Annotated in this window: 16 protein-coding genes and 1 pseudogene; 5 read left to right on the forward strand and 12 right to left on the reverse strand. The window is 70.3% G+C overall.

The genetic code is table 11. The features are described from left to right. Window positions 1-171 (forward strand): annotated as a pseudogene (locus OEY_RS28380) (LysR family transcriptional regulator); the annotation flags it as partial. A 70-nt stretch (window positions 172-241) separates the two neighbouring features. Here the strand turns inward: OEY_RS28380 and OEY_RS0111975 are convergent. Together OEY_RS0111975 and fabG are read right to left on the reverse strand one after the other, a co-directional pair. Further along, window positions 242-1453 (reverse strand): acetyl-CoA C-acetyltransferase, encoded by a 1212-nt coding sequence (locus OEY_RS0111975; protein WP_010594109.1) that lies wholly within the window; start codon window positions 1451-1453, stop codon window positions 242-244. Window positions 1454-1505: 52 nt separating this feature from the next. Further along, window positions 1506-2246, reverse strand: coding sequence for a 3-oxoacyl-ACP reductase FabG (fabG, locus tag OEY_RS0111980; protein WP_010594110.1), 741 nt, complete (start codon window positions 2244-2246; stop codon window positions 1506-1508). A 206-nt stretch (window positions 2247-2452) separates the two neighbouring features. Here fabG and OEY_RS0111985 point away from each other — a divergent pair, with 206 nt between their 5' ends. Further along, window positions 2453-3637 carry an acyl-CoA dehydrogenase family protein gene (locus OEY_RS0111985; RefSeq protein WP_026137613.1) on the forward strand — a complete coding sequence of 395 codons (1185 nt, stop codon included), beginning with the start codon at window positions 2453-2455 and terminating at the stop codon, window positions 3635-3637. A gap of 119 nt (window positions 3638-3756) precedes the next feature. On the opposite strand, the gene OEY_RS0111990 is transcribed toward OEY_RS0111985, so the two are convergent. The 4 genes from OEY_RS0111990 to OEY_RS0112005 all read right to left on the reverse strand — a co-directional run bounded on the left by OEY_RS0111990 (window position 3757) and on the right by OEY_RS0112005 (window position 8823). Beyond that, window positions 3757-5430, reverse strand: coding sequence for a class I adenylate-forming enzyme family protein (locus OEY_RS0111990; protein WP_010594112.1), 1674 nt, complete (start codon window positions 5428-5430; stop codon window positions 3757-3759). Window positions 5431-5440: 10 nt separating this feature from the next. After that, window positions 5441-6205 carry an SDR family NAD(P)-dependent oxidoreductase gene (locus tag OEY_RS0111995; protein WP_010594113.1) on the reverse strand — a complete coding sequence of 255 codons (765 nt, stop codon included), beginning with the start codon at window positions 6203-6205 and terminating at the stop codon, window positions 5441-5443. Window positions 6206-6234: 29 nt separating this feature from the next. Then, a complete protein-coding gene (locus OEY_RS0112000) occupies window positions 6235-7365 on the reverse strand; it encodes a thiolase family protein (RefSeq protein ID WP_010594114.1) in 1131 nt (376 codons plus the stop codon). A 123-nt stretch (window positions 7366-7488) separates the two neighbouring features. Then, window positions 7489-8823: an MFS transporter gene (locus tag OEY_RS0112005; RefSeq protein WP_026137614.1), complete on the reverse strand. Its 1335-nt coding sequence runs from the start codon at window positions 8821-8823 to the stop codon at window positions 7489-7491. Window positions 8824-9136: 313 nt separating this feature from the next. On the opposite strand from OEY_RS0112005, the gene OEY_RS0112015 reads away from it, so the two are divergent. The 3 genes from OEY_RS0112015 to OEY_RS0112025 all read left to right on the forward strand — a co-directional run bounded on the left by OEY_RS0112015 (window position 9137) and on the right by OEY_RS0112025 (window position 12871). Further along, entirely contained in the window at window positions 9137-10405 is a 1269-nt protein-coding gene (locus tag OEY_RS0112015; protein WP_010594116.1) for a CoA transferase, read from the forward strand. Further along, window positions 10402-11595, forward strand: a complete 1194-nt coding sequence (locus OEY_RS0112020; protein WP_010594117.1) for an acyl-CoA dehydrogenase family protein — start codon at window positions 10402-10404, stop codon at window positions 11593-11595. Before OEY_RS0112015 ends, OEY_RS0112020 begins: the two co-directional genes overlap by 4 nt. 118 nt (window positions 11596-11713) lie before the next feature. Beyond that, a complete protein-coding gene (locus OEY_RS0112025) occupies window positions 11714-12871 on the forward strand; it encodes an acyl-CoA dehydrogenase family protein (protein WP_010594118.1) in 1158 nt (385 codons plus the stop codon). 98 nt (window positions 12872-12969) lie between these two features. Here OEY_RS0112025 and OEY_RS0112030 read toward each other — a convergent pair whose 3' ends face one another. The 6 genes from OEY_RS0112030 to OEY_RS0112055 are packed head-to-tail and all read right to left on the reverse strand — an operon-like array spanning window position 12970 to window position 20299. Then, on the reverse strand, window positions 12970-13800 hold the full coding sequence (locus OEY_RS0112030) for a sugar phosphate isomerase/epimerase family protein (RefSeq protein WP_010594119.1): 831 nt from the start codon (window positions 13798-13800) through the stop codon (window positions 12970-12972). Beyond that, window positions 13797-15527 (reverse strand): FAD-dependent oxidoreductase, encoded by a 1731-nt coding sequence (locus OEY_RS0112035; RefSeq protein ID WP_010594120.1) that lies wholly within the window; start codon window positions 15525-15527, stop codon window positions 13797-13799. Before OEY_RS0112035 ends, OEY_RS0112030 begins: the two co-directional genes overlap by 4 nt. Then, window positions 15524-16618 (reverse strand): Gfo/Idh/MocA family protein, encoded by a 1095-nt coding sequence (locus OEY_RS0112040; protein ID WP_010594121.1) that lies wholly within the window; start codon window positions 16616-16618, stop codon window positions 15524-15526. The genes OEY_RS0112035 and OEY_RS0112040 overlap by 4 nt, the downstream gene beginning before the upstream one ends. Beyond that, window positions 16618-17454, reverse strand: a complete 837-nt coding sequence (locus OEY_RS0112045) for an aldo/keto reductase (RefSeq protein WP_010594122.1) — start codon at window positions 17452-17454, stop codon at window positions 16618-16620. The genes OEY_RS0112040 and OEY_RS0112045 overlap by 1 nt, the downstream gene beginning before the upstream one ends. Next, window positions 17451-19403, reverse strand: coding sequence for an oxidoreductase (locus OEY_RS0112050; protein WP_010594123.1), 1953 nt, complete (start codon window positions 19401-19403; stop codon window positions 17451-17453). Before OEY_RS0112050 ends, OEY_RS0112045 begins: the two co-directional genes overlap by 4 nt. Next, entirely contained in the window at window positions 19400-20299 is a 900-nt protein-coding gene (locus OEY_RS0112055; protein WP_010594124.1) for a shikimate dehydrogenase, read from the reverse strand. The genes OEY_RS0112050 and OEY_RS0112055 overlap by 4 nt, the downstream gene beginning before the upstream one ends. Window positions 20300-20312 lie beyond the last annotated feature (13 nt).

Genomic DNA, 20312 nt, shown 5'->3' on the forward strand with positions numbered 1-20312 from the left:
GCTGGACTCGGCGGGTCGATCGTGGATCGGGTACCCGCCGAGGCCGCCGGGGACCGGGTCGTGGTCCGCGCATGCGAACCGCGGCTGGCGCGCGCGTACGGACTCGCCTTCGACCCCGCCTCTCTGTCGGCGGTCGGTCAGGCGTTCGTCGACCTGGTACGCCGGCGCTGACGCGCCGCCGGCGCTGACGCGCCGGTGTGCCCTTTGGGCGGCCCTGGCAACCCAAAGGACACACCGGCGGCTACGCCGCCTTTTCGAATACCGCGGCCAGGCCCTGGCCGCCGCCGATGCACATCGTCTCGAGGGCGTAACGGCCGTCGCGGCGGTGCAGCTCGCGGGCGAGCGTCGCCAGCATGCGGCCGCCGGTCGCGCCGACGGGGTGGCCGAGGGAGATGCCGGAACCGTGGACGTTGGTGCGTTCGAAATCGGCTGCGCCGAAATTCCATTCGCGGGTCACCGCGAGCGCCTGCGCCGCGAACGCCTCGTTGAGCTCGATGACGTCGACGTCCGCGAGGGTGATGCCGGCCTTCGCGAGGGCCTTCTCCGTGGCCGGGACCGGGCCGATGCCCATGATCTTCGGCGCCACGCCGGCCAGCCCCCAGGACACGACCCGAACCAGCGGGGTCAACCCCAGCTCCGCGGCCTTCTCCGGGGTCGTGACCAGGCACATCGATGCGGCGTCGTTCTGGCCGCTGGCATTGCCGGCGGTGACCGTCGCCTCGGGATCCTGCTTGCCCATGATCGGCTTCAGCCTCGCCAGCGACTCGACGGTGACGTCCGGACGGGGATGCTCGTCGGTGTCGATGACCTCGTCGCCGGCACGGGTGGTGACGGTGACCGGCACGATCTCCTCGGCGAGGATGCCGTTCTTCTGCGCGGCGACGGCCCGGGCATGGGACGACACGGCGAGTTCGTCCTGCTCGAGCCGGCTGATGCCGTAGTCGCGGCGCAGGTTCTCGGCGGTCTCGATCATGCCGCCGGGCACCGGGTAGTGGCGTCCGCCCGCGGTGGCGCGGGCCCGCACCAGACTGTCGTGCATCTGCACACCGGTGCGCGCACCGCCCCAGCGCATGTCGACGGAATAGAACGAGGCGTTGCTCATCGACTCGGCACCGCCGGCGACGACGACGTCGTTGTCGCCGTTGCCCACCTGCAGCGCTGCCTGGATGACGGCCTGCAGACCCGAGCCGCAACGACGGTCGATGTGCATGCCCGGCACCGTGATCGGGAGTCCGGCGTCGAGCGCGACGACACGGCCGATGGCCGGCGCTTCGCTGTTGCCGTTGCAGTGGCCGAGGATGACGTCCTCGATCGAGTCGGGGGCGATCCCGGTGCGGTCGAGCAGGCCCTTCAGGGCGGCGACACCGAGGTCTACGGCGTTGAGGGACTTGAACATTCCACCGTAGCGACCGATGGGGGTGCGGACGGGCTCGCAGATGACGACTTCGCGCATGACGACCTTCGGGAGAGGAGAGGGATAGTGAAAGAGACGGTGAGACAGGGACTCACATGAAGCGGCCGCCGGTGACCTCGAGCACGGTGCCGGTCATGTAGGAGGACATGTCGGAGGCGAGGAACAGGGCCACGGATGCGATCTCGGACACCTCGCCCGGTCGGCCCATGGGAATCTCGCTCATCTTCTGATCCCACGCCTTCTGCGGCATGGCCTCGGTCATCGCGGAACGGATCAGGCCCGGCTGGATCGCGTTGACGCGCACGCCGTGGTGCGCCATCTCCTTCGCGGCGGCCTTGGTCAGGCCGACGATACCTGCCTTCGCCGCCGAGTAGTTGGTCTGACCGACCATCCCGACCTTGCCGGAGAGCGACGAGATGTTGACGATGGCGCCGCGCTTGGCGTCGCGCATGATCGCCGACGCCTTGCGGGTGCCGTGCCAGGTGCCCTTGAGGTGCACGGCGATCACCAGGTCGAAGTCCTCCTCGGTCATGGTGCGCATCGTCGCGTCGCGGGTGATGCCGGCATTGTTGACGACGACGTCGAGCGAGCCGAATCCGTCGACGGCCTCCGCGAGGAGCGTGTCCCACTCGTCCGCGTTCACGACGTCGCACCGCACCGCGCGGGCCACGTCGCGGCCGCCGAGCTTCTCGGCGGCGGCCGTGGCGGCGTCGAGGTCGAGGTCGCCGAGGACCACCCGGGCGCCGGCGTCGACGAACTCCTGTGCGATTGCGAAACCGATGCCCTGAGCGCCTCCGGTGACGACGGCGGTTCGGTTCTCCAGCAGTGACATGAGGTTCCTTTCGCACGAGCCTGCCCGGTCCGGGGACGGCGGGAAGACACCGATGAATCGAGGACGCGGGCGACGCCCGTCGGCTGATGCTCCGAATATACCGAGAGGACCGGTGATTCGACCCCGCCCGATTCATCGACAGTGCCTATGTGGTGATGGGGCGATTCGTATTGGACACCCGAGGTCCCGGAACCGATGGTGGTGTCATGACAACCTCGACTGCGATGCCGGCCACTGAGGTGGACGACGACGACTTCCAGGAAATCCTCGCCCAGACCCGCGCATTCGTGCGTGGCGTGGTCGTGCCGCGCGAACAGGAGATCGCCGACACGAACGCGATCCCCGACGACATCCGCGCCGCGGCCAAGGAGATGGGTCTGTTCGGGTACGCCATCCCGCAGCAGTGGGGCGGGCTCGGATTGAACCTGATGCAGGACGCCGAACTGGCGATGGAACTGGGCTACACCACCCTGTCGCTGCGGTCGATGTTCGGCACCAACAACGGCATCGCCGGCCAGGTCCTCGTCGGGTTCGGCACCGACGAGCAGAAGACGCAGTGGCTCGAGAAGATCGCCTCCGGCGAGGTCGTCGCGTCGTTCGCCCTCACCGAGCCCGGCGCCGGCTCGAACCCGGCCGGGCTGCGCACCAAGGCCGTGCGCGACGGCGACGACTGGGTGCTCACCGGTGAGAAGCGGTTCATCACCAACGCCCCGATCGCGGACCTGTTCGTCGTGTTCGCCCGCACCCGCCCCGCCGACGCGAACGGCACCGGCATCGCGGTGTTCCTCGTCCCCGCCGACACCGCGGGCGTGACGGTGGGCAGCAAGGACGCGAAGATGGGCCAGGAGGGGGCCTGGACCGCGGACGTGCACTTCGACCAGGTGCGGGTGCCGGCGGCGGCGCTGGTCGGCGGCAGCGAGGACGTCGGCTACAAGGCCGCGATGACGTCGCTGGCCCGGGGGCGGGTGCACATCGCGGCGCTGTCGGTGGGGCAGGCGCAGCGCGCGCTGGACGAGTCGGTGGCGTACGCGGCGACCGCCACGCAGGGCGGCACCGCGATCGGCAGCTTCCAGCTGGTGCAGGCGATGCTCGCCGATCAGCAGACCGGGGTGATGGCCGGGCGGGCGCTGGTGCGCGACGCGGCGCGGGCGTGGGTGGCAGGCACCGACCGGCGGATCGCGCCGTCGGCGGCGAAGCTGTTCTGCACGGAGATGGTCGGCAAGGTCGCCGATCTGGCGGTGCAGATCCACGGCGGCACCGGCTACATGCGGGAGGTGCCGGTCGAGCGGATCTACCGGGACGTGCGGCTGCTGCGCCTGTACGAGGGCACCAGCGAGATCCAGCGCCTGATCATCGGCGGCGGACTCGTCAAGCAGGCCCAGCGCGGCTGACCCGCACCCGTGCGTGTTTCTGGCAGCAAGGGCTACCAGAACCACGCACGGGCAGAACGGCCTCGCCGTGCGTGTTTCCGGTAGTCGGTACTACCGAAAACACGCACGGCGAGGATGGTTCAGCGCGTGGCTGCGGACTGCTCGAGCCGCGTCCGCAGGTCCGTCTTGAGCACCTTGCCCGCCGCGGAGGTGGGCAGTGCGTCCACGAGGACGATCTCGCGAATCTTCTTGTAGGGCAAGACCTGCTCGGCGACGAACGCCATCAGCTCGGCCGGGTCGGGTTGCGTGCCCGGCACCGGCACCACGAAGGCGACCGGTTCCTGGCCGACGCTGCCGGCCTCCCGGCCGACCACCGCGGCCGTCGACACCGCCGGATGGGACACCAGGATCTCCTCGAGCTCACGCGGATACACGTTGTAGCCCTTGTAGATCAGCATGTCCTTGGCGCGATCGCAGATGTAGACGTAGCCGTCGGCGTCGCGGTAGGCGATGTCGCCGGTGTCGAGCCAGCCGTCCACGTACTGCTGCGCCGTGATCTCGGGATGGCCGAGGTAGCCGTCGGTCACCTGCGGGCCCCGGATCCACAGCTCGCCGCGCTCGCCCTCACCGAGGACGACGCTCGGATCGCCCTGTGCCCGGATCTCGAGCTCGGTGTCGAAGAGGGGCAGGCCCACACTGCCGAGACGGTAGGCCGATCCGACGACCAGCGGCATGGCGGTGACCACGCACGTGCCCTCGGTCAGGCCGTAACCCTCGGCCACACGGGCGTTCGGGAACGCCACCCCGAGCGCCTCGAGCGTGACGTGATCGATCGGCGCCGCACCCGACGACACGACCCGCACCGACGTGGTGTCCCGACGCGCGACGTCCGGGTGGGTGGCCAGCGCATGCCACATGGCCGGGCTGCCGGTGATGTAGCTGACGCGGTGCCGCTCGACGAGCTCGAGCATGCGCGCGGGGTCGAAGCGACCCGCGAGCACCTGCGTGAGGCCGCACAGCAGCAGGAACGACGTGTTGATCAGCGCGTGGGCGTGGAACAGCGGGGACACGACGACGGTGGCGCCCTCACCGGGGATCACCCCGTGCACGTCGAGCCCCTCGATCGGGCGCAGGGCGACCAGCCCGTCGCCGGTGGCGACGACCTGGTGGGCGGCCCGCCACCCGCACATCTGGGTCACGTTGGCGACCACGTTGCGGTGCAGCACCCGCACGCCCTTGGAGATGCCGGTGGTGCCGCCCGTGTAGGCCAGGTGCGCGACGTCCGTTCCGGCGACGTGCGCCGGTGTGAATGCGGTGGGCTGCCCGGCGAGGAAGTCGTCGAACCGCACCACAGCTGCGGACGTGGGTGGCGCGGAGACAGGGTCGCCGGATGCCACCACGATCGTCGCGACGGTGGTGCCCGCGGCAGCGCCGAGCAGCACCCCCAACTGCTGCGTCTGGGTCACGGCCGCGACGGCGCCGGTCTCCTCGATCTGCTTGCGCAGGCCGGGTTCCGGTTGCAGCGGATTGACCAGCGTCACGGTCGCCCCGGCCCGGAGCGCGCCGTAGTAGGCGACGAGGAACTCGATGCAGTTGCCCACGTGCATCAGCACCACGTCGCACGGGGCCACACCGGCTCCCTGGAGGGCGGAGGCGAACTGCGCGGAGCGCTCGTCGAGTTCCCGGTATGTGCACATCCGGTCCCCGTCGACGATCGCGGGGCGGTCGCCGTACAGGGCGGCCATGCTCGGCGCCCACACCGCCATCGTCACGTCCGGGTAGGTCAGCGACAGGGCCGGCACGTCGGTGCTCATCGTCGCCACCTCAGCGCGGGGCCATGCGGATGGCGCCGTCGAGCCGGATGGTCTCACCGTTGAGGTAGCCGTTCTCGAGGATCGACGTGGCGAGCTGACCGAACTCGTCGGGGCGGCCCAGGCGCGCCGGGTTCGGCACGGTCTTCTCGAGCGAGGCCCGCACGTCGTCGCGCAGGCGGGCCAGCAGCGGGGTGTCCATGATGCCCGGGGCGATCGTGTTGACGCGGATGTTCTTGCTCGCCAGGTCGCGGGCGGCGACGACGGTCATGCCGACGATGCCGGCCTTGGACGCCGAGTAGTTGATCTGGCCGATCTGACCCTCGAACGCCGCGACGGAGGCGGTCATCACGATGGCACCGCGCTCGCCGTCGACCGGCTCGAGCGCGGCCATGCGCTCGGCGCCGAGGCGCAGCGCGTTGAACGACCCGATGAGGTTGAGGCGGATCACGAACTCGAAGTCCTCGAGCGAACCGGCCTTGCCGTCCCTGTCGAGAACGCGCATCTTGCGGCCGGCGCCGGCGCAGTGCACGAGCCCGCGCAGACCGCCGCGCTCGTGCGCGACGTCCAGGGCGGCGGCGAACTGCTCGGCGTCGGTGACGTCGGCCGCAGCGAACGTGGCGCCGTCACCGAGGGACTTCGCGACGTCGGCGCCCGGTGAGCCGGGCAGGTCGACGAGGGTGACGGTGCCGCCGGCGTCGAGGACGCGGCGGGCGGTGGCCAGGCCGAGACCGGAGGCGCCGCCGGTGATCGCGACGGAAAGACCCTTCAGTTCCATATCTTTCGTTCCTTTGCGTGAAGTGCGTGTCAGAGCAGTTCGAGAATGGTGGCGTTGGCCATGCCGCCGGCCTCGCACATCGACTGCAGACCGTATCGGATTCCGTTGTCGCGCATGTGATGTGCCAGTCGAGTCATGAGGATCGCGCCGGATCCGCCGAGCGGGTGCCCCACGGCTATGGCGCCCCCGACCGGGTTCAGGCGCGCGTCGTCGACGCCGGTCTCGGCCTGCCACGCGAGCGGAACCGGTGCGAACGCCTCGTTGATCTCGAAGGCCCCGATGTCGTCGAGCGACAGGCCCGAGCGGTCGAGGGCCTTCTGGGTGGCGGGGATCGGTCCGGTGAGCATGATGACCGGGTCGTCGGCGGCGACGACGGCGGTGTGGATCCGCGCCATCGGCGTCCACCCCTGGGCGGCCGCGTACTCGCTGGTGGTGACGAGCAGGGCTCCCGCGCCGTCGGAGATCTGCGAGGAGTTGCCGGCGTGGATCACCCCGTCCTCCTTGAAGACCGTCTTCAGCTTGGCGAGCGATTCGACACTGCCGCCGCGGCGGATGCCCTCGTCGGCGGTCAGCCCGGCGATCGGCGCGAGCTGCCCGGTGAAGGCTCCGGCGTCGGTCGCGGCGGCGGAACGCTCGTGCGAACGCAGCGAGAACTCGTCGAGGAGGGTGCGGGACAGGCACCACTTCTCGGCCATCATCTCCGCGCCGACGCCCTGGCTGAAGCCGTCGACGCCGAACCGGTCGAGCACCTCCGTCGGGAAGTGCTCGCCGTTCTTCGCGGCCGTGCCCATCGGCACCCGGCTCATCACCTCGACGCCGCCGGCGATCACCACGTCGTTCTGGCCGGACAGGACGGTGGCGGCGGCGAACGAGACCGCCTGCTGGCTCGAACCGCAGGCCCGGGTCAGCGTGGTGGCCGGAACCGTCACGGGCCAGCCGGCGGCGAGCACCGCCGAGCGGGAGACGATGCCGGCCTGCTCGCCGACCTGGCTGACGCAACCCCAGATCACGTCGTCGACGGTGCCCGGATCGAGCCCGACCCGTTCGGCCAGCGCCGTCAGCACATGTGCCGACAGGTTGACGGGGTGGATCTCGGACAGGGCGCCGCCCCGGCGTCCGACGGGGGTGCGGACGGCATCGACGATCACGGCATCGCGCATGGGTGGATCCTTTGCAGTAGCGGGAGACGACGACCGGCCGGGTGGTGGCCCTCGATATCGAGTCGATCACGCACCCGGCCGGTGGGGAAAGGACATTCGGTGGATGGCTCCGTTAGGCGGAAGCTATGCCTTCGCGGGGGCCTCCGACCGGATGACGGCGCGGTCGCGTTCCGGGTTCGCGAAGACCAGGACCAGGATCGCGGCGACGATGCCCAGCGCACCGATGACCTGGAACGCGGTCGCGTAGCCCTCGGCCGCGGTGGCGGCGTTGTCGACGAGCACACCGGTGCCGTAGGGGGCGACGAGGCCGCCGACGGCCATGAGCGCGAGGAACACGCCCATCGTGCCGGCGGTCTGCTGCGGCGGGCACAGCTCGGAGATCGCGGCGTTGATGAGGGGGAAGGCGATCGCCCCGAAGCCGTAGCCGATGGACACGGCCGCGACCGCCAGGGCCGGGGTGCCGATGCTGGGCAGGAACACCAGGACGGAACCGCAGATCAGGACACCGGCACCGGGAACGATGATCCGCACGACGCGGGAGCGGTAGCCGCGCTGGGCGAGCCGGTCGGTGACCGAACCGGACGTGACCATCAGGATCAGGCCGACGATCGACGGCAGGGCGAACATCGAGCCGGCCTGCAGGGCGCTGTAGCCGAGACCCACCTCGAAGTAGGAGGGCAGCCAGGTCAGCACGACGGTGGTGAGCGCGTAGACGACCATGATCAGGACGACGCAGCTGAGGAACGTGCGGGTGAGGAAGATCTTCTTCCACGGCACCGACGGCTCGGTGGAGGCGGCGCCGGTCCCCTTCTTCACGGCCGTCGCGGTGAACGGGCCTTCCTTCCAGCCGGTCAGCCACGACGCCATCCACAAGGCACCGAGGATCGACAGCGCGATCAGGGCGGCGCGCCAGCCCCACTGGACGGTGATGTAGGCGAGGATCGGAGCGAGGGCGATCTTCGCGACCGACGCCGAGCCGGCGAGGAACGCGCCGGGCAGGCCGCGCTTGGCCGGGGGATGCCAGGAGTACGCGGCGGTGTGCATGAGCGCGGAGCTGGGGCCCTCGGCCAGGCCGAGCAGCATGCGGGTGACGATCAGCATCATCAGGCTCGCCGAGACGACCAGCGGCAGCATGACCACCGACCAGACGGCGCCCAGCGCCAGCAGCGCCCACCGCAGGGTGAGGTACTTGTTGAGGGGGCCGGCGAGGAAACCGCCGAGCGTGAAGGTCACGAAGAACAAGGATCCGACGAGGCCGATCTGGGAGGAGGACAGTCCCAGCTCGCGAGCCAGCGGCTGCGCGATGATGCCCAGCACAGCCTTGTCGGCATAGTTGACGACGTACAGGAAGATCACGAGGCCGGTCATGCCCCACGCCTGCTTGCCGCTGACGAGTGGGGTAGCCCCCTTCGGCGGGGCGCCGTGCGCTGCGTCGTGCGAGATTTCGCCAGTGGTCACCGGAGTGTCCCCTTAATGGCTCGAAGGGATGTGTCGGTCGGACGGTGCGTCGTCGACCGAGAGATGTGCACCGATCAGGCGCTCGGCATCCATTCAACGTGGTGTAGGTCACTGAAGCAATGTCCGGTCGGTGAATCGACCGATCACCGATACCTATGGACTTCCGGCGGTGCGAACGGGGCCATTGACGGCCGCTAACCGACCTATAGCCGAACGGTGTTGGTCCTACGGTCCGGCGGTGCTGCATATTTGGCCGTACAACTTCGTCGGCGCGTTCCGGGCTCCGACGTCCGGGCGGATGAGGACAGGCGACATGAACCCCACTGCTTCCATCGACGAGCTCCCCTCGTCCACCGCGCCCCTGGCCGGGGTGCGGGTCGTCGAGGTCTCGAGTTTCATCGCGGCTCCCCTGTGCGGCATGACGCTCGCGCAGCTCGGTGCCGAGGTCGTCCGCGTGGACCCGATCGGCGGGGCCGCCGACTACCATCGGTGGCCCGTCACCGACGACGGCGAATCGATCTACTGGGCGGGTCTGAACAAGGGCAAGCGTTCCTTCGCCGCCGACTTCCGGGATCCAGAGGCGCACAGTCTGATCCGTGATCTGATCACCGACGCCGGGGTGCTCGTCACCAACGCGGCCGGGCGGGACTGGCTGGACTACGACAGCCTCGCCGCGATCCGTCCCGACCTGATCCACGTGCAGGTCCTCGGCCGCGCCGACGGCGGCTCCGCCGTCGACTACACCGTCAACGCCGCCGCCGGCTTCCCGCTCGCCACCGGTCCCGTCGGCCACGACGGCCCGGTCAATCACCTGCTGCCGGCGTGGGACCTCGCATGCGGTCTCTACGCCGCGCTGTCGGTGGCGTCCGCGGTGCACCGCCGCGAGGTCACCGGCGCGGGCGCCAAGATCGTGCTGCCGCTCGAGGACGTCGCCCTCGCCACCGCCGGAAACCTCGGCTATCTCGCCGAGGCCCAGCTCGGCGGGCCCGAACGCGACCGCATCGGCAACTCCGTCTACGGCACCTACGGGCGCGACTTCACCACGTCCGACGGCGCCTCCTTCATGGTCGTCGCGCTGACCCCGCGGCACTTCCGGGACCTGACCGACCTGACCGGCACGACGACCGCGGTGGGCGCGCTCGAATCCGCCCTGGGCGCCGACTTCCGCGACGAGGGCGACCGCTACCGGCACCGCGAGGTGCTCGACGCGTTGTTCGCCGTGTGGTTCCGCGAGCACACCGCCGCCGAGGTGGCCACCTCCCTCGCGGGCACCTCGATCCTGCACGAGCGGTACCGCACCTTCGCCGAGATCGCGAAAGACCCTCGCGTGACCGCCAATCCGGTGTTCCAGTACGTCGACCAGCCGCGTGTCGGCGGACACCTGGCCCCCAGCCTGCCGATGTCGTTCGACGGTATCCACCCCACCCCCCGGCCGGCGCCGGCCAACGGCGACGACACCGCCGCCGTCCTCGCCGAGCACCTGGGCCTGACGCCTCAGGAGATCGATCGCCTCGCCACCGACGGGACCATCCGGGTTCCCGCCGGCACCCTCCCCGCCCTCGAGAAGGACCTCGCCGTATGACCCGCCTCGCCCAGACCCTCGGCCTGACCGAGTTCCAGACCGAGATCCTCGCGACCGTCCGGCGGTTCGTCGACCGCGAGATCATCCCGAACGCCCAGGAACTCGAGCATTCGGACACCTACCCGCAGGACATCGTCGATCAGATGCGCGAGATGGGCCTGTTCGGGCTGATGATCCCCGAGGAGTACGGCGGACTCGGCGAGTCGCTGCTGACCTACGCGCTGTGCGTCGAGGAGCTCGCCCGCGGCTGGATGAGCGTGTCCGGTGTGATCAACACTCACTTCATCGTCGCCTACATGCTGCGTCAGCACGGCACCGACGAGCAGAAGAACTACTACCTGCCGAAGATGGCCACCGGCGAGACGCGCGGTGCCTTCTCGATGTCCGAACCGGAACTGGGCTCGGACGTCGCCGCGATCCGCACGAAGGCCAAGCGCGACGCCGACGGCGACTACGTGGTCAACGGCCAGAAGATGTGGCTGACCAACGGCGGCAGCTCCACCCTCGTCGCCGCCCTGGTGCGCACCGAGGAAGGTGCCGCCAAGGCGCACGAGAACCTCACCACGTTCCTCGTCGAGAAGCCCGCCGGCTTCGGCGAGGTCGCCCCGGGCCTGACGATCCCCGGCAAGATCGACAAGATGGGCTACAAGGGGATCGACACCACCGAACTGATCTTCGACAACTACCGCGCCAAGGCCGCCGACGTTCTCGGCGGCACCCCGGGCAAGGGTTTCTACCAGATGATGGACGGGGTCGAGGTCGGCCGCGTCAACGTCTCCGCCCGCGCCTGCGGCGTCGCCGTCCGCGCGTTCGAGCTCGCCGCCCGGTACGCGCAGCAGCGCACCACGTTCGGCAAGCCCATCGCCCAGCACCAGGCGATCTCGTTCTCGCTCGCCGAGATGGCCACCAAGGTCGAGGCCGCCCACCTGATGATGGTCAACGCGGCACGCCTGAAGGACTCCGGCGAACGCAACGACGTCGCTGCCGGCATGGCGAAATACCTCACCAGCGAGTACTGCTCGGAGGTCACCCAGGCCAGCTTCCGCATCCACGGCGGCTACGGCTACTCCAAGGAGTACGAGATCGAGCGGCTCATGCGCGAGGCACCGTTCCTGCTCATCGGCGAGGGCACCAGCGAGATCCAGAAGACGATCATCAGCAAGGGCGTCCTGCGCGAATACGCACTGTAGTCCCGATCCAGCTGTAGCCCCGATTCAGCTGTAGCCCCGATCCAGCTGTAGCCCCGATCCAGCTGCAGTCCCGATTCAGCTGCAGTCCCCATCTACCCGAGACCCGAGGAGACCGACCGTGCAGCGTACGGTGTTCGACGAAGACCACGAAGCGTTCCGCAAGACCGTCCGCGACTTCATCGCGAAGGAAGTCGCACCCGTCCATCACGAGTGGGAAGCCGACGGTCATCCCCCGCGTGACTTCTACCGTCGTCTCGGCGAACTCGGTATCCTCGGTATCCAGGCACCCGAGGAGTACGGCGGCGGTGGCGAGTCGTCGATCAAGTTCAACGCGGTCGTCGCCGAGGAGGTCGCTGCGGCCGGCGCGTCGTTCGGCTCCTACTCCGTGCACACGAATCTGATCCTGCCGTACCTGATGGAGTACGGCACGGACGAGCAGAAGCAGCGCTGGCTGCCCGGATTCTGTTCCGGCGATCTGATGTTCGCGATCGCCATGACCGAACCCGGCACGGGATCGGACCTCGCGAACATCTCGACGACGGCGAAGCTGTCCGAGGACGGCAGCCACTACATCGTCAACGGCGCGAAGACGTTCATCACCGGCGGTGTGCTCGCCGACCGCATCCTCACGGTGTGCCGCACGGCCCCGTTCGACCCGGAGAACCGGCGGGCCGGGCTGTCGATCCTCGTCGTCGACACCACCACCGAGGGGTTCGCCGTCGGCCGCAAGATCGAGAAGATCGGCCTCAAGACCTCCGACACCGCGGAACTGTCGTTCACCGACGTCCGGGTGCCGGTGCAGGATCTGCTCGGTGAGGAGGGCAAGGGCTTTTCCTACCTGACGCACAACCTCGCGCAGGAACGTCTGACGATCGCATTCGGCGCATCCGCCACCGCGGCCGCCGCCCTGCAGCACGCACTCGCATACACCAAGGACCGCAAGGTGTTCGGCAAGCCAGTCGCCGCGTTCCAGAACACCAAGTTCGTGCTCGCCGAATGCTCCACCGAGTTGCAGGCCGTGCAGTTGATGGTCGACAACGCCCTCGAGCTGCACGACCGCGGAGAGCTCACCGTGCCGGATGCGGCACGTGCCAAGCTGTTCGGCACCGAAGCCGCCGGCCGCATCATCGACAAGTGCCTGCAGCTGCACGGCGGATACGGCTACGTCCTCGAATACCCGATCGCGCGGCTCTACGCGGACACCCGCGTCAGCCGCATCTACGGCGGCACCAGCGAGGTCATGAAGACGATCATCGCCAAGGACCTCGGTCTCTGACCCCACGCACACAGGATCCGTGCGGTGAACCGGAATCCGCCCACGTCACGGCGTGGGCGGATTTCGATGTTCCGAGCGAATTCAACTGTGCGGCGCAGCTACTCGATGGTCGCGGCGGCCGGGACCCGACCCAGTACGGCCCTGGCCGCCGTGATCAGTTGCTCGAGCCAGACGTCCGTGCCGACCGCTCGGCGCAACGGCTCGTTCGGCAACTCGATGCTCACCGGCAGCCCCGCCGGGAGGGCGGACCAGATCGCCGGCAGGTCGATGCCCCCCGACCCCGGCACCAGGCGTTCCTCGCGGGCGTGCCGGATCAGCTCCGCGTGGTCACGCGGGGCGGGAACCGAGCCGTCGCACATCTGGGCATAGTGCAGCCACTCGCGCGGAATCGCGGCCAGGTCCTCGGGCGACGTGGCCGAACGCGCGACGTGCAGCGCGTCGACGAGGACGCTGCGGGCCGGGCCGTCGGCCTGCCCGACGATCTCCACCGCGGTCTTCGCGTCGGGAACCGCGGTCCACGGCATGAATTCGAGGCTCGCGACGATGCCGTAGGAGGCGCACAGTTCCGCCAGCCGCGCGTACGAGTCGGTGAGACGGCTACGGTCGCGGTCGTCGCCGCCGACGAGCACCGCCTTCGCCCCGAGCCGGGCCCCGGCCTCGAGCAGCGGCACGTACGCCGTCGCGTCGAAATCCGGTCCGATTCGGATGATCTCGAGATCGAACACCTCGACCGGAGAATCGTTCAGCCGCCGGACGAGTGCGGAGAGCGCGGCGTCGTCCTCGTGCAGTGGATAGGCGGTGGTGCCGGGCGCTGCGGGCAGCAGACGCAGTCCGATCGTGTCGAAGCCGTGCCGCTCGGCGAGGTCGACGTGCTGCAGCGGCGGTGTGTCGAGGACGGTGAGGGCGGCGAGGCCGAGTGGGGTGCTCATCGGGTGGCTCCTGTGGTCGAGGCGAGTCGGCGTCCGGTCAGGTACCCGAAGGTCATTGCCGGGCCCAGGTTGATTCCGCCGGAGGGATAGTGGCCGCCCATCACGCTGGACTGGTCGACACCGACCGCGAACAGCCCGTCGATCGGCCGGTCGTCGCCGTTCAGCACCCGCGACGACGAGTCGGTGACCAGGCCGGCGAACGTGCCGAAACTGCCCGGGACGACCTTGACGGCGTAGAAGGGACCGCGTTCGAGCGGGGCGAGGGACGGGTTCGGCCAGGGGTTGTCCGCGTCGCCGGACTTGACGTTGAACGGTGTGGTGCCACGGCCGAATTCGGGATCCTCCCCGACTCGGGCGCTCTCGTTGAACGCGGTGACGGTCTTCTTGAGCCCGTCCGGGTCGACGCCGATCTTCTCCGCGAGGTCGCGGATCGTGCGCCCCTTCGAGAGGTATCCGGATCGCAGGTAGGGCCAGGTGGGGATCGGGAAGGGCTTGGCCATGCCGAGCGGGAAGTACCGCAGGTACTGCTGGTCGGCGATCAGCCAGGAGCACACCTCCTCGCCGTCCGGCACCTGTTCGATCATGGCCAGGGTGTAGTCGTGGTAGCCGAGCGCCTCGTTGACGAAGCGGCGCCCGTCGGCGAGCACCCCGATGACGCCGGGCTTTCCGCGGTCCAGGATGTGCGGGAACACCCCCTGCCTGCCGTTGCGGTAGCGGACCAGGGAGACGGGACAGTACGCCACCGGTGACGCGAGGGAGCGGTCGAGGCGGCCGCCGACGGATTCGCCCAGTGAGATGCCGTCGCCGGTCGTCGTCGGCGGGGTGAGCGTCCAGTGTTCGCGTCCGCTCGGAGTCCGCGGGAACAGCTCTCGTCGCCGGTCGATGTCGTGGGTGAACCCGCCGGTGGCGAGGACGACACCGCGGCGGGCGGACACGGTACGCGCACCGCCGGGACCGTCGATCCGGACTCCGGTGACGCGCCCGGACGGGTCGGTGACGAGTGCGGTGGCGGCGGTGGCGACCCGGATGTCGACGCCGGCGTCGAGGGCGGAGCGCAGCAGCCGGCCCACGAGTGCGGTGCCGTTGACCAGTTGCTGGCCGCGGCGCTCGGTGGCGAGGTCGAGCATGTGGGTCGAGACCCGTCGTGCACAGTGCACGAACGCGCGGCCGGAGCGCGTCGAGTGCAGGAAGGCCTGCAGGTCCGGGCCGGCCATGATGCCCATGCCGAGGAACGAGGTCTCGTACAGCTGCCGTCGCAGCAGCGCAGCGACGTCGGATCCGAGGCGGCGCAGGCTCACCGGCTTCGGCGCGACGGATCGGTGTCCCGTGCCCGCGCCGGGCGTGTCACCGTGGATGTCGGCGATGGCGGCACCGGGGACGAACTGCAGCGCCGTGTGACGTTCGAAGAATTCGACCATCTCGGGGGCGCCGTCGAGGAAGGCATCCACCTTGGCGGCATCGAACTCGTCCCCGAGCCGGTGTTCGAGGTAGCGGCGCGGCTGCGCGCGGTCCTCGTGCACACCGTCGGCGTGGGCGAACAGGTTCCGCGGTGTCCACATCCATCCACCCGACCAGGCGGTGGCGCCGCCGCACACGTCCGCCTTCTCGACGACGAGCACGGAGGCGCCCCCGTGGGCGGCAGCCACGGCCGCGGACAGCCCGCCGGCACCGGACCCGACGACGACGACGTCGTAGGTGAGGGATTCGGACACTGTGGCGGGGTTCATCGGGGCTCCTTGCCGGACGGGACGGGGGTGGGTGCGGGCGAGAGTTCGACGACTCTGCCGGTGCGGGAGGATTCGTAGATCGCGGCGACGACGGCCAGTGAGGCGCGGGCGTCGCGGCCGGTCACCGCGGGCCGGCGACCGGTCAGCACCGCCTCGGCGAAGTCCTGGACCTGCAGGGTGTGGAAGTCGGTGAGCCCGGCGTTGATGTCGCGGACGTCGAGGTTGGCGTCGACAGCCGGCGAATACGGAGACCGCAGCTCCACCTCGCCCGGCACGGTCCACAGCTCGTTGACGCCCTCCCGTCCCTCGGGGAACTCGAGGACGCTCGCGAGCGCCCCGGTTGCGCCGATCACCGTGACGCGGTTGCCGAGGTTGTGGCCGGCGCCGGTGGTGGCGGTGATCGTCGCGGTGCCGCCGGAGGCGAACGAGACGACGGCCGAGGCCGTGTCCTCGGTTTCGATGTGCTCGCCGTGGAAGCGGGTGCCGACGAACCCGCCGACGCGGACGGGCTCGCCCATGAACCACTGCAGCATGTCGATCTGATGGACGGCCTGCGTCATCAGGACGCCGCCGCCGTCGGTGTCCCACCGCCCGCGCCACGCGTCGGCCGAGTAGTAGCGGGACGGGCGGTGCAGGAGCACCGACACCTCCCCGAGAACGGGCACGCCGAGACGGCCGTCCTCGATCGCCGCCTTGATGCGGCGGGCCGCGGGCCAGAATCGACGCTGGAACAACACCCCGAAGGTGATGCCCGCGCGGTCGGCGGCCGCGATCATCCGGTCGGCCGCGGCCACGTCCACCGCGATCGGCTTCTCGCACAGCACGTGGATCCCGGCCTCGGCCGCGGCGACGACGATCTGTTCGTGCACGGGGTGCGGGGTGCACACGGTGCAGGCGTCGAGGCCGAGCCCGAACAGCTCGTCCACCGATCCGACGGCGTGAGCGATACCGTGCCGGGCGGCGAAGGCGCGGGCGCGCTCCAGGTCGGGATCGCAGCACGCGACGACCTCGACGCCGGGCACCTGCTGCAGCGCGTGCGCGTGGTTGCCCGCGATCTTTCCGCATCCGACGATGCCTGCGCGGAGGGCCATCAGAAGTGCTCCTCTCGTTCGACGTCCCGGGCTGCGGCTTCGCCGCGGTCCAGCCGGTTCAGCGCGGCGACGTCCGCTGCCGTGAGTGCCACGTCGACGGCGGCCAGATTCTCGGCCTGGCGCGCCGGATTCGCCGACCGCGCGACCGGCACGACGCCCTGCGCGAGGTGCCAGGCAAGCACGACCTGCGCACGGGTGCAGCCGATGCGGTCCGCGATCGAGGCGACGGCGGGGGCCGCGAGCACCTCGCCGCGGCCGAGCGGGCTCCACGACTGCGTGAACACGCCGAGTTCGTCGTTCGCGCGGCGGACGGGCAGCCGGGCCAGCGACGGGTCCATCTGGATCTGGTTGACGGCGGGCGCCTCCCCGGTCTCGGCCACCACCCTGCGCAGGTGGTGACCGAGGAAGTTGGACACCCCCACGTAGCGCACGAGCCCGGCGTCGCGGCACTCGAGCATGGCCTCGAACGCCGCGGCATACCGGTCGAACCGCGGCAGCGGCCAGTGGATCAGGAACAGGTCGAGCCGCTCGAGGCCCAGGCGCTCGAGGCTGCGCTCCACGGCGCCGCGGACGTCCCCGGACACATGGTCGCTGCCGCGGAGTTTCGTGGTGACGAACAGGTCCTCGCGGGGCACGCCGCAGGTGGCGAGGGCGGCACCGACGGCGTCCTCGTTCCCGTAGATCGCGGCCGTGTCGATCAGCCGGTAGCCGGCCTCGATGCCGGTGAGCACGGCGCGGGTGGCGTCGGGCCCGACGAGCGGCCAGGTGCCCAGGCCCAGGCGCGGCAGTGCGGTGCGGACGGAATCGGGCGCGGGTGCGGTGGTCTCCGCGCTCATGCGCCGGCTCCCACGCGCGAATCGGCGGCCTCGGTGATCCGGACGGCGACGTCGGCGGCGGTGACGAGCGCGGCCTGGATCGATCCGCCGTCGCCGCTCGCGTCGCCGACGCAGTGCACGCCGAGGCGGGGCTCGAGCCGGCGCAGATCGGCCAGCAGGTCGGTGCGCGGCTCGATGCCGTGCGAGACGAGCAGCTCACCGGGTGCGGCGACGGTGCGTTCGCGCCCGTTCGTCGAGACGACCACGTGCTCGGGTTCGATCCGGGTGACGATCGACGACAGGTGTGTGGTGAGGCGTTCGCTCGCCGCGAGCCGGGGCAACAGGACGATCTTCGCCCGGCGGCCGACGTCGTGCGCGATCGTCTCCTGCGGACCGATCAGCACGACCGTCGTGCCGTGCCGGAGCAGGTCGTCGGCCACGGCCGCGGCCTCCCGGTCGGCACCGAAGATCGTGATCGACTCGGGCGCGGGATCTCCGGAGGCGAGGAACTCCCGCACGTCGCGGATCCGCCGGGTGTGGGCGCCGGGTATGTCGATCGCGGGCCCGCGGCCACCGGTGGCGAGCACCACCGCGTCGAAACCGAAGGGCGCCAGGGTCGTGGCATCGACCCGAGTGCCGGTATGGCAGGTGACGTCGAGGTCGACCAATTCGTCGCGGTACCAGTCGACGATCCGGTGGTATTCCGGATACTCGTGCAGCCGGGAGGCCAACGCGAAGTCGCCGCCCAGGGTGTTGCGCTCGTCGTAGAGGTCGACGCTGTGGCCCGCCAGGGCGAGTTCGCGTGCGACCGCCATGCCGGCCGGGCCGCCGCCCACGACGGCGACCCGCACCGGGGACCCGGCCGGAGTCGACGGCTGCGCGAGCTCGCGGCCGACCCAGGGGTTGACCGAACACGGAATCGGGCCCGCGGCAAGGTTGTCGATGCAGAAGTTGCAGGCGATGCAAGGCCGGTACCGGCCCCCGTCGAGCGCCCGATTCGGGAAGTCCGGGTCGGCGTGCAGGGTCCGGGCCAGACTCACGAAGTCGGCGCGGCCGGAGGCGATGATGTGCTCGGCCGTCTCGGGGGAACTGATCCGGCCGGCGACGCCCACCGGGATGTCGAAGTCGCGGGCGTACGGTTCGGCGTACGGGGCGAGCAGACCGCGCTGCCACTCCCCCGGCTGGATGATCCACTGCCCCGACTCGTAGTTGCCGGCCGAGACGTCGAGGAAGTCCAGCCGGTGCGTGTCGACCGCGTCGATACGCGCGCGGGTCGACTGCGCGTCGAGCCCGCCGTCGACCGCCTCGAACGCCGAGAACCGCAGCCCCAGAGCGATACCGGGAGCCGCGGTGCGGACCGCGTCGATGACCCGGTTGAGGAACAGTGTCGGGTCGGCCCACTCGTCGTCGCGGTGGTTGTATGCCGGCGAGAGGAATTGGTGGATGAGATAGCCGTGGCCGCCGTGCAGGGAGATCACATCGACGCCGGCCTCCGCGCAGCGCGCGGCGGCCTCGCCGAAGCATTCGACGATGTGCTCGATGTCGTCGCCGTCGAGCTGCTCGGGCATCTCGCCGCCGACCACCGCGCACGGGATCGGGGTGGGGGCGACGGGGACGAACCCGCTGACCGCTCCCTGCGCGGTGCGGCCACCGTGGTTGAGTTCGACCCCGAGCAGCGCGCCGTGAGCGTGCACCGCCTCGGCGAGCCGGGCGATGCCGGGGATGCGGTCGTCGACGTCCACCCCCATCTGCCGGATGCGGCCCTTACCGTCGGCCCGCACATAGCTCGCCTCGGTGAAGACGAGCGCGGCACCGCCGGCGGCCCGTCGCTCGAGGTAGGCGATGTAAGCGTCGGTCATCGTGCCGTCGGGCTCGCAGTAGTTGCGTTCCATGGGCGCGGACACGAAGCGGTTGCGCAATCGGACCGGGCCCATGTCCAGGGGCCGCGCGAACGCGGGGGTGGTGGTCATCGTGCCTCCTGGTGCGTGGCGAGGACCTGGTTCGACAGCAGCGCGTCGAGGTGACGTCGCATGCGATCCACGTCGGGGCCGATGCCGGTGAGCAACGCGAACGTGTCGGCGGCCTGGGCGACGAGCATCTGCCCGCCGTCGAGCACGTCACAGCCGAGAACCACTGCGGCCGAGATGAGTTCGGTTCGGATCGGCCGGTAGACGATGTCCGCGACCCACAGGCGGGGGTGCAGGGCAGCGACGTCGAACGGCGTCCCGGGGTGGCCGACCATGCCGATCGGCGAGGCGTTGACCACCCCGGTGCACGTGCGCAGGGCGGCCGGGATCGCCGCCACCGCCAGAGCCGTGGCCCGGGTCGAGGGGAAGGCGGCGGACAGTCGTGCGCAGACGTCCGCGGCGCGAACGGCGTCCACGTCGGCGATCCGCAGGTCCGCGACACCCGCGGCGGCGAGGGCGTAGGCCACGGCCGAGCCGGCGCCGCCCGCACCGACCAGCACGACCGCATCCAGGGCGGCGTCCGGCAACCCGCGCCGCAGCGCCGTGAGGAATCCGCTGTGGTCCGTGTTGTGGCCGATCAGGCGCCCGTCCCGGACGACGACGGTGTTGACCGCGCCGAGCAGACGGGCGTTGTCGGACAGATCGTCGAGGACCGGCAGGACGGCCTGCTTGCACGGGTGGGTGATGTTCAGGCCGGTGCAGCCGTCGGCGACGGCGGAGCGCACCAGGTCCCCGGTGCGTGCGACGGGCACGTTCTCCGTCTCGAGGTCGAGCAGTTCGTAGCGGTAGTCGGTCAGGCCGAGTGCGGCGGCCTCGCGCTCGTGGAGGGCCGGCGACAGGGACGAGGCGATGCCTGCCCCCACGAGCCGGATGCGGTGGCGAACGGTGGACGGGGTCACGGTTACTCCTACG

The sequence above is a fragment of the Rhodococcus sp. P14 genome (genome assembly GCF_000256505.1).
In the GTDB taxonomy this organism is placed as follows: domain Bacteria; phylum Actinomycetota; class Actinomycetes; order Mycobacteriales; family Mycobacteriaceae; genus Rhodococcus; species Rhodococcus ruber.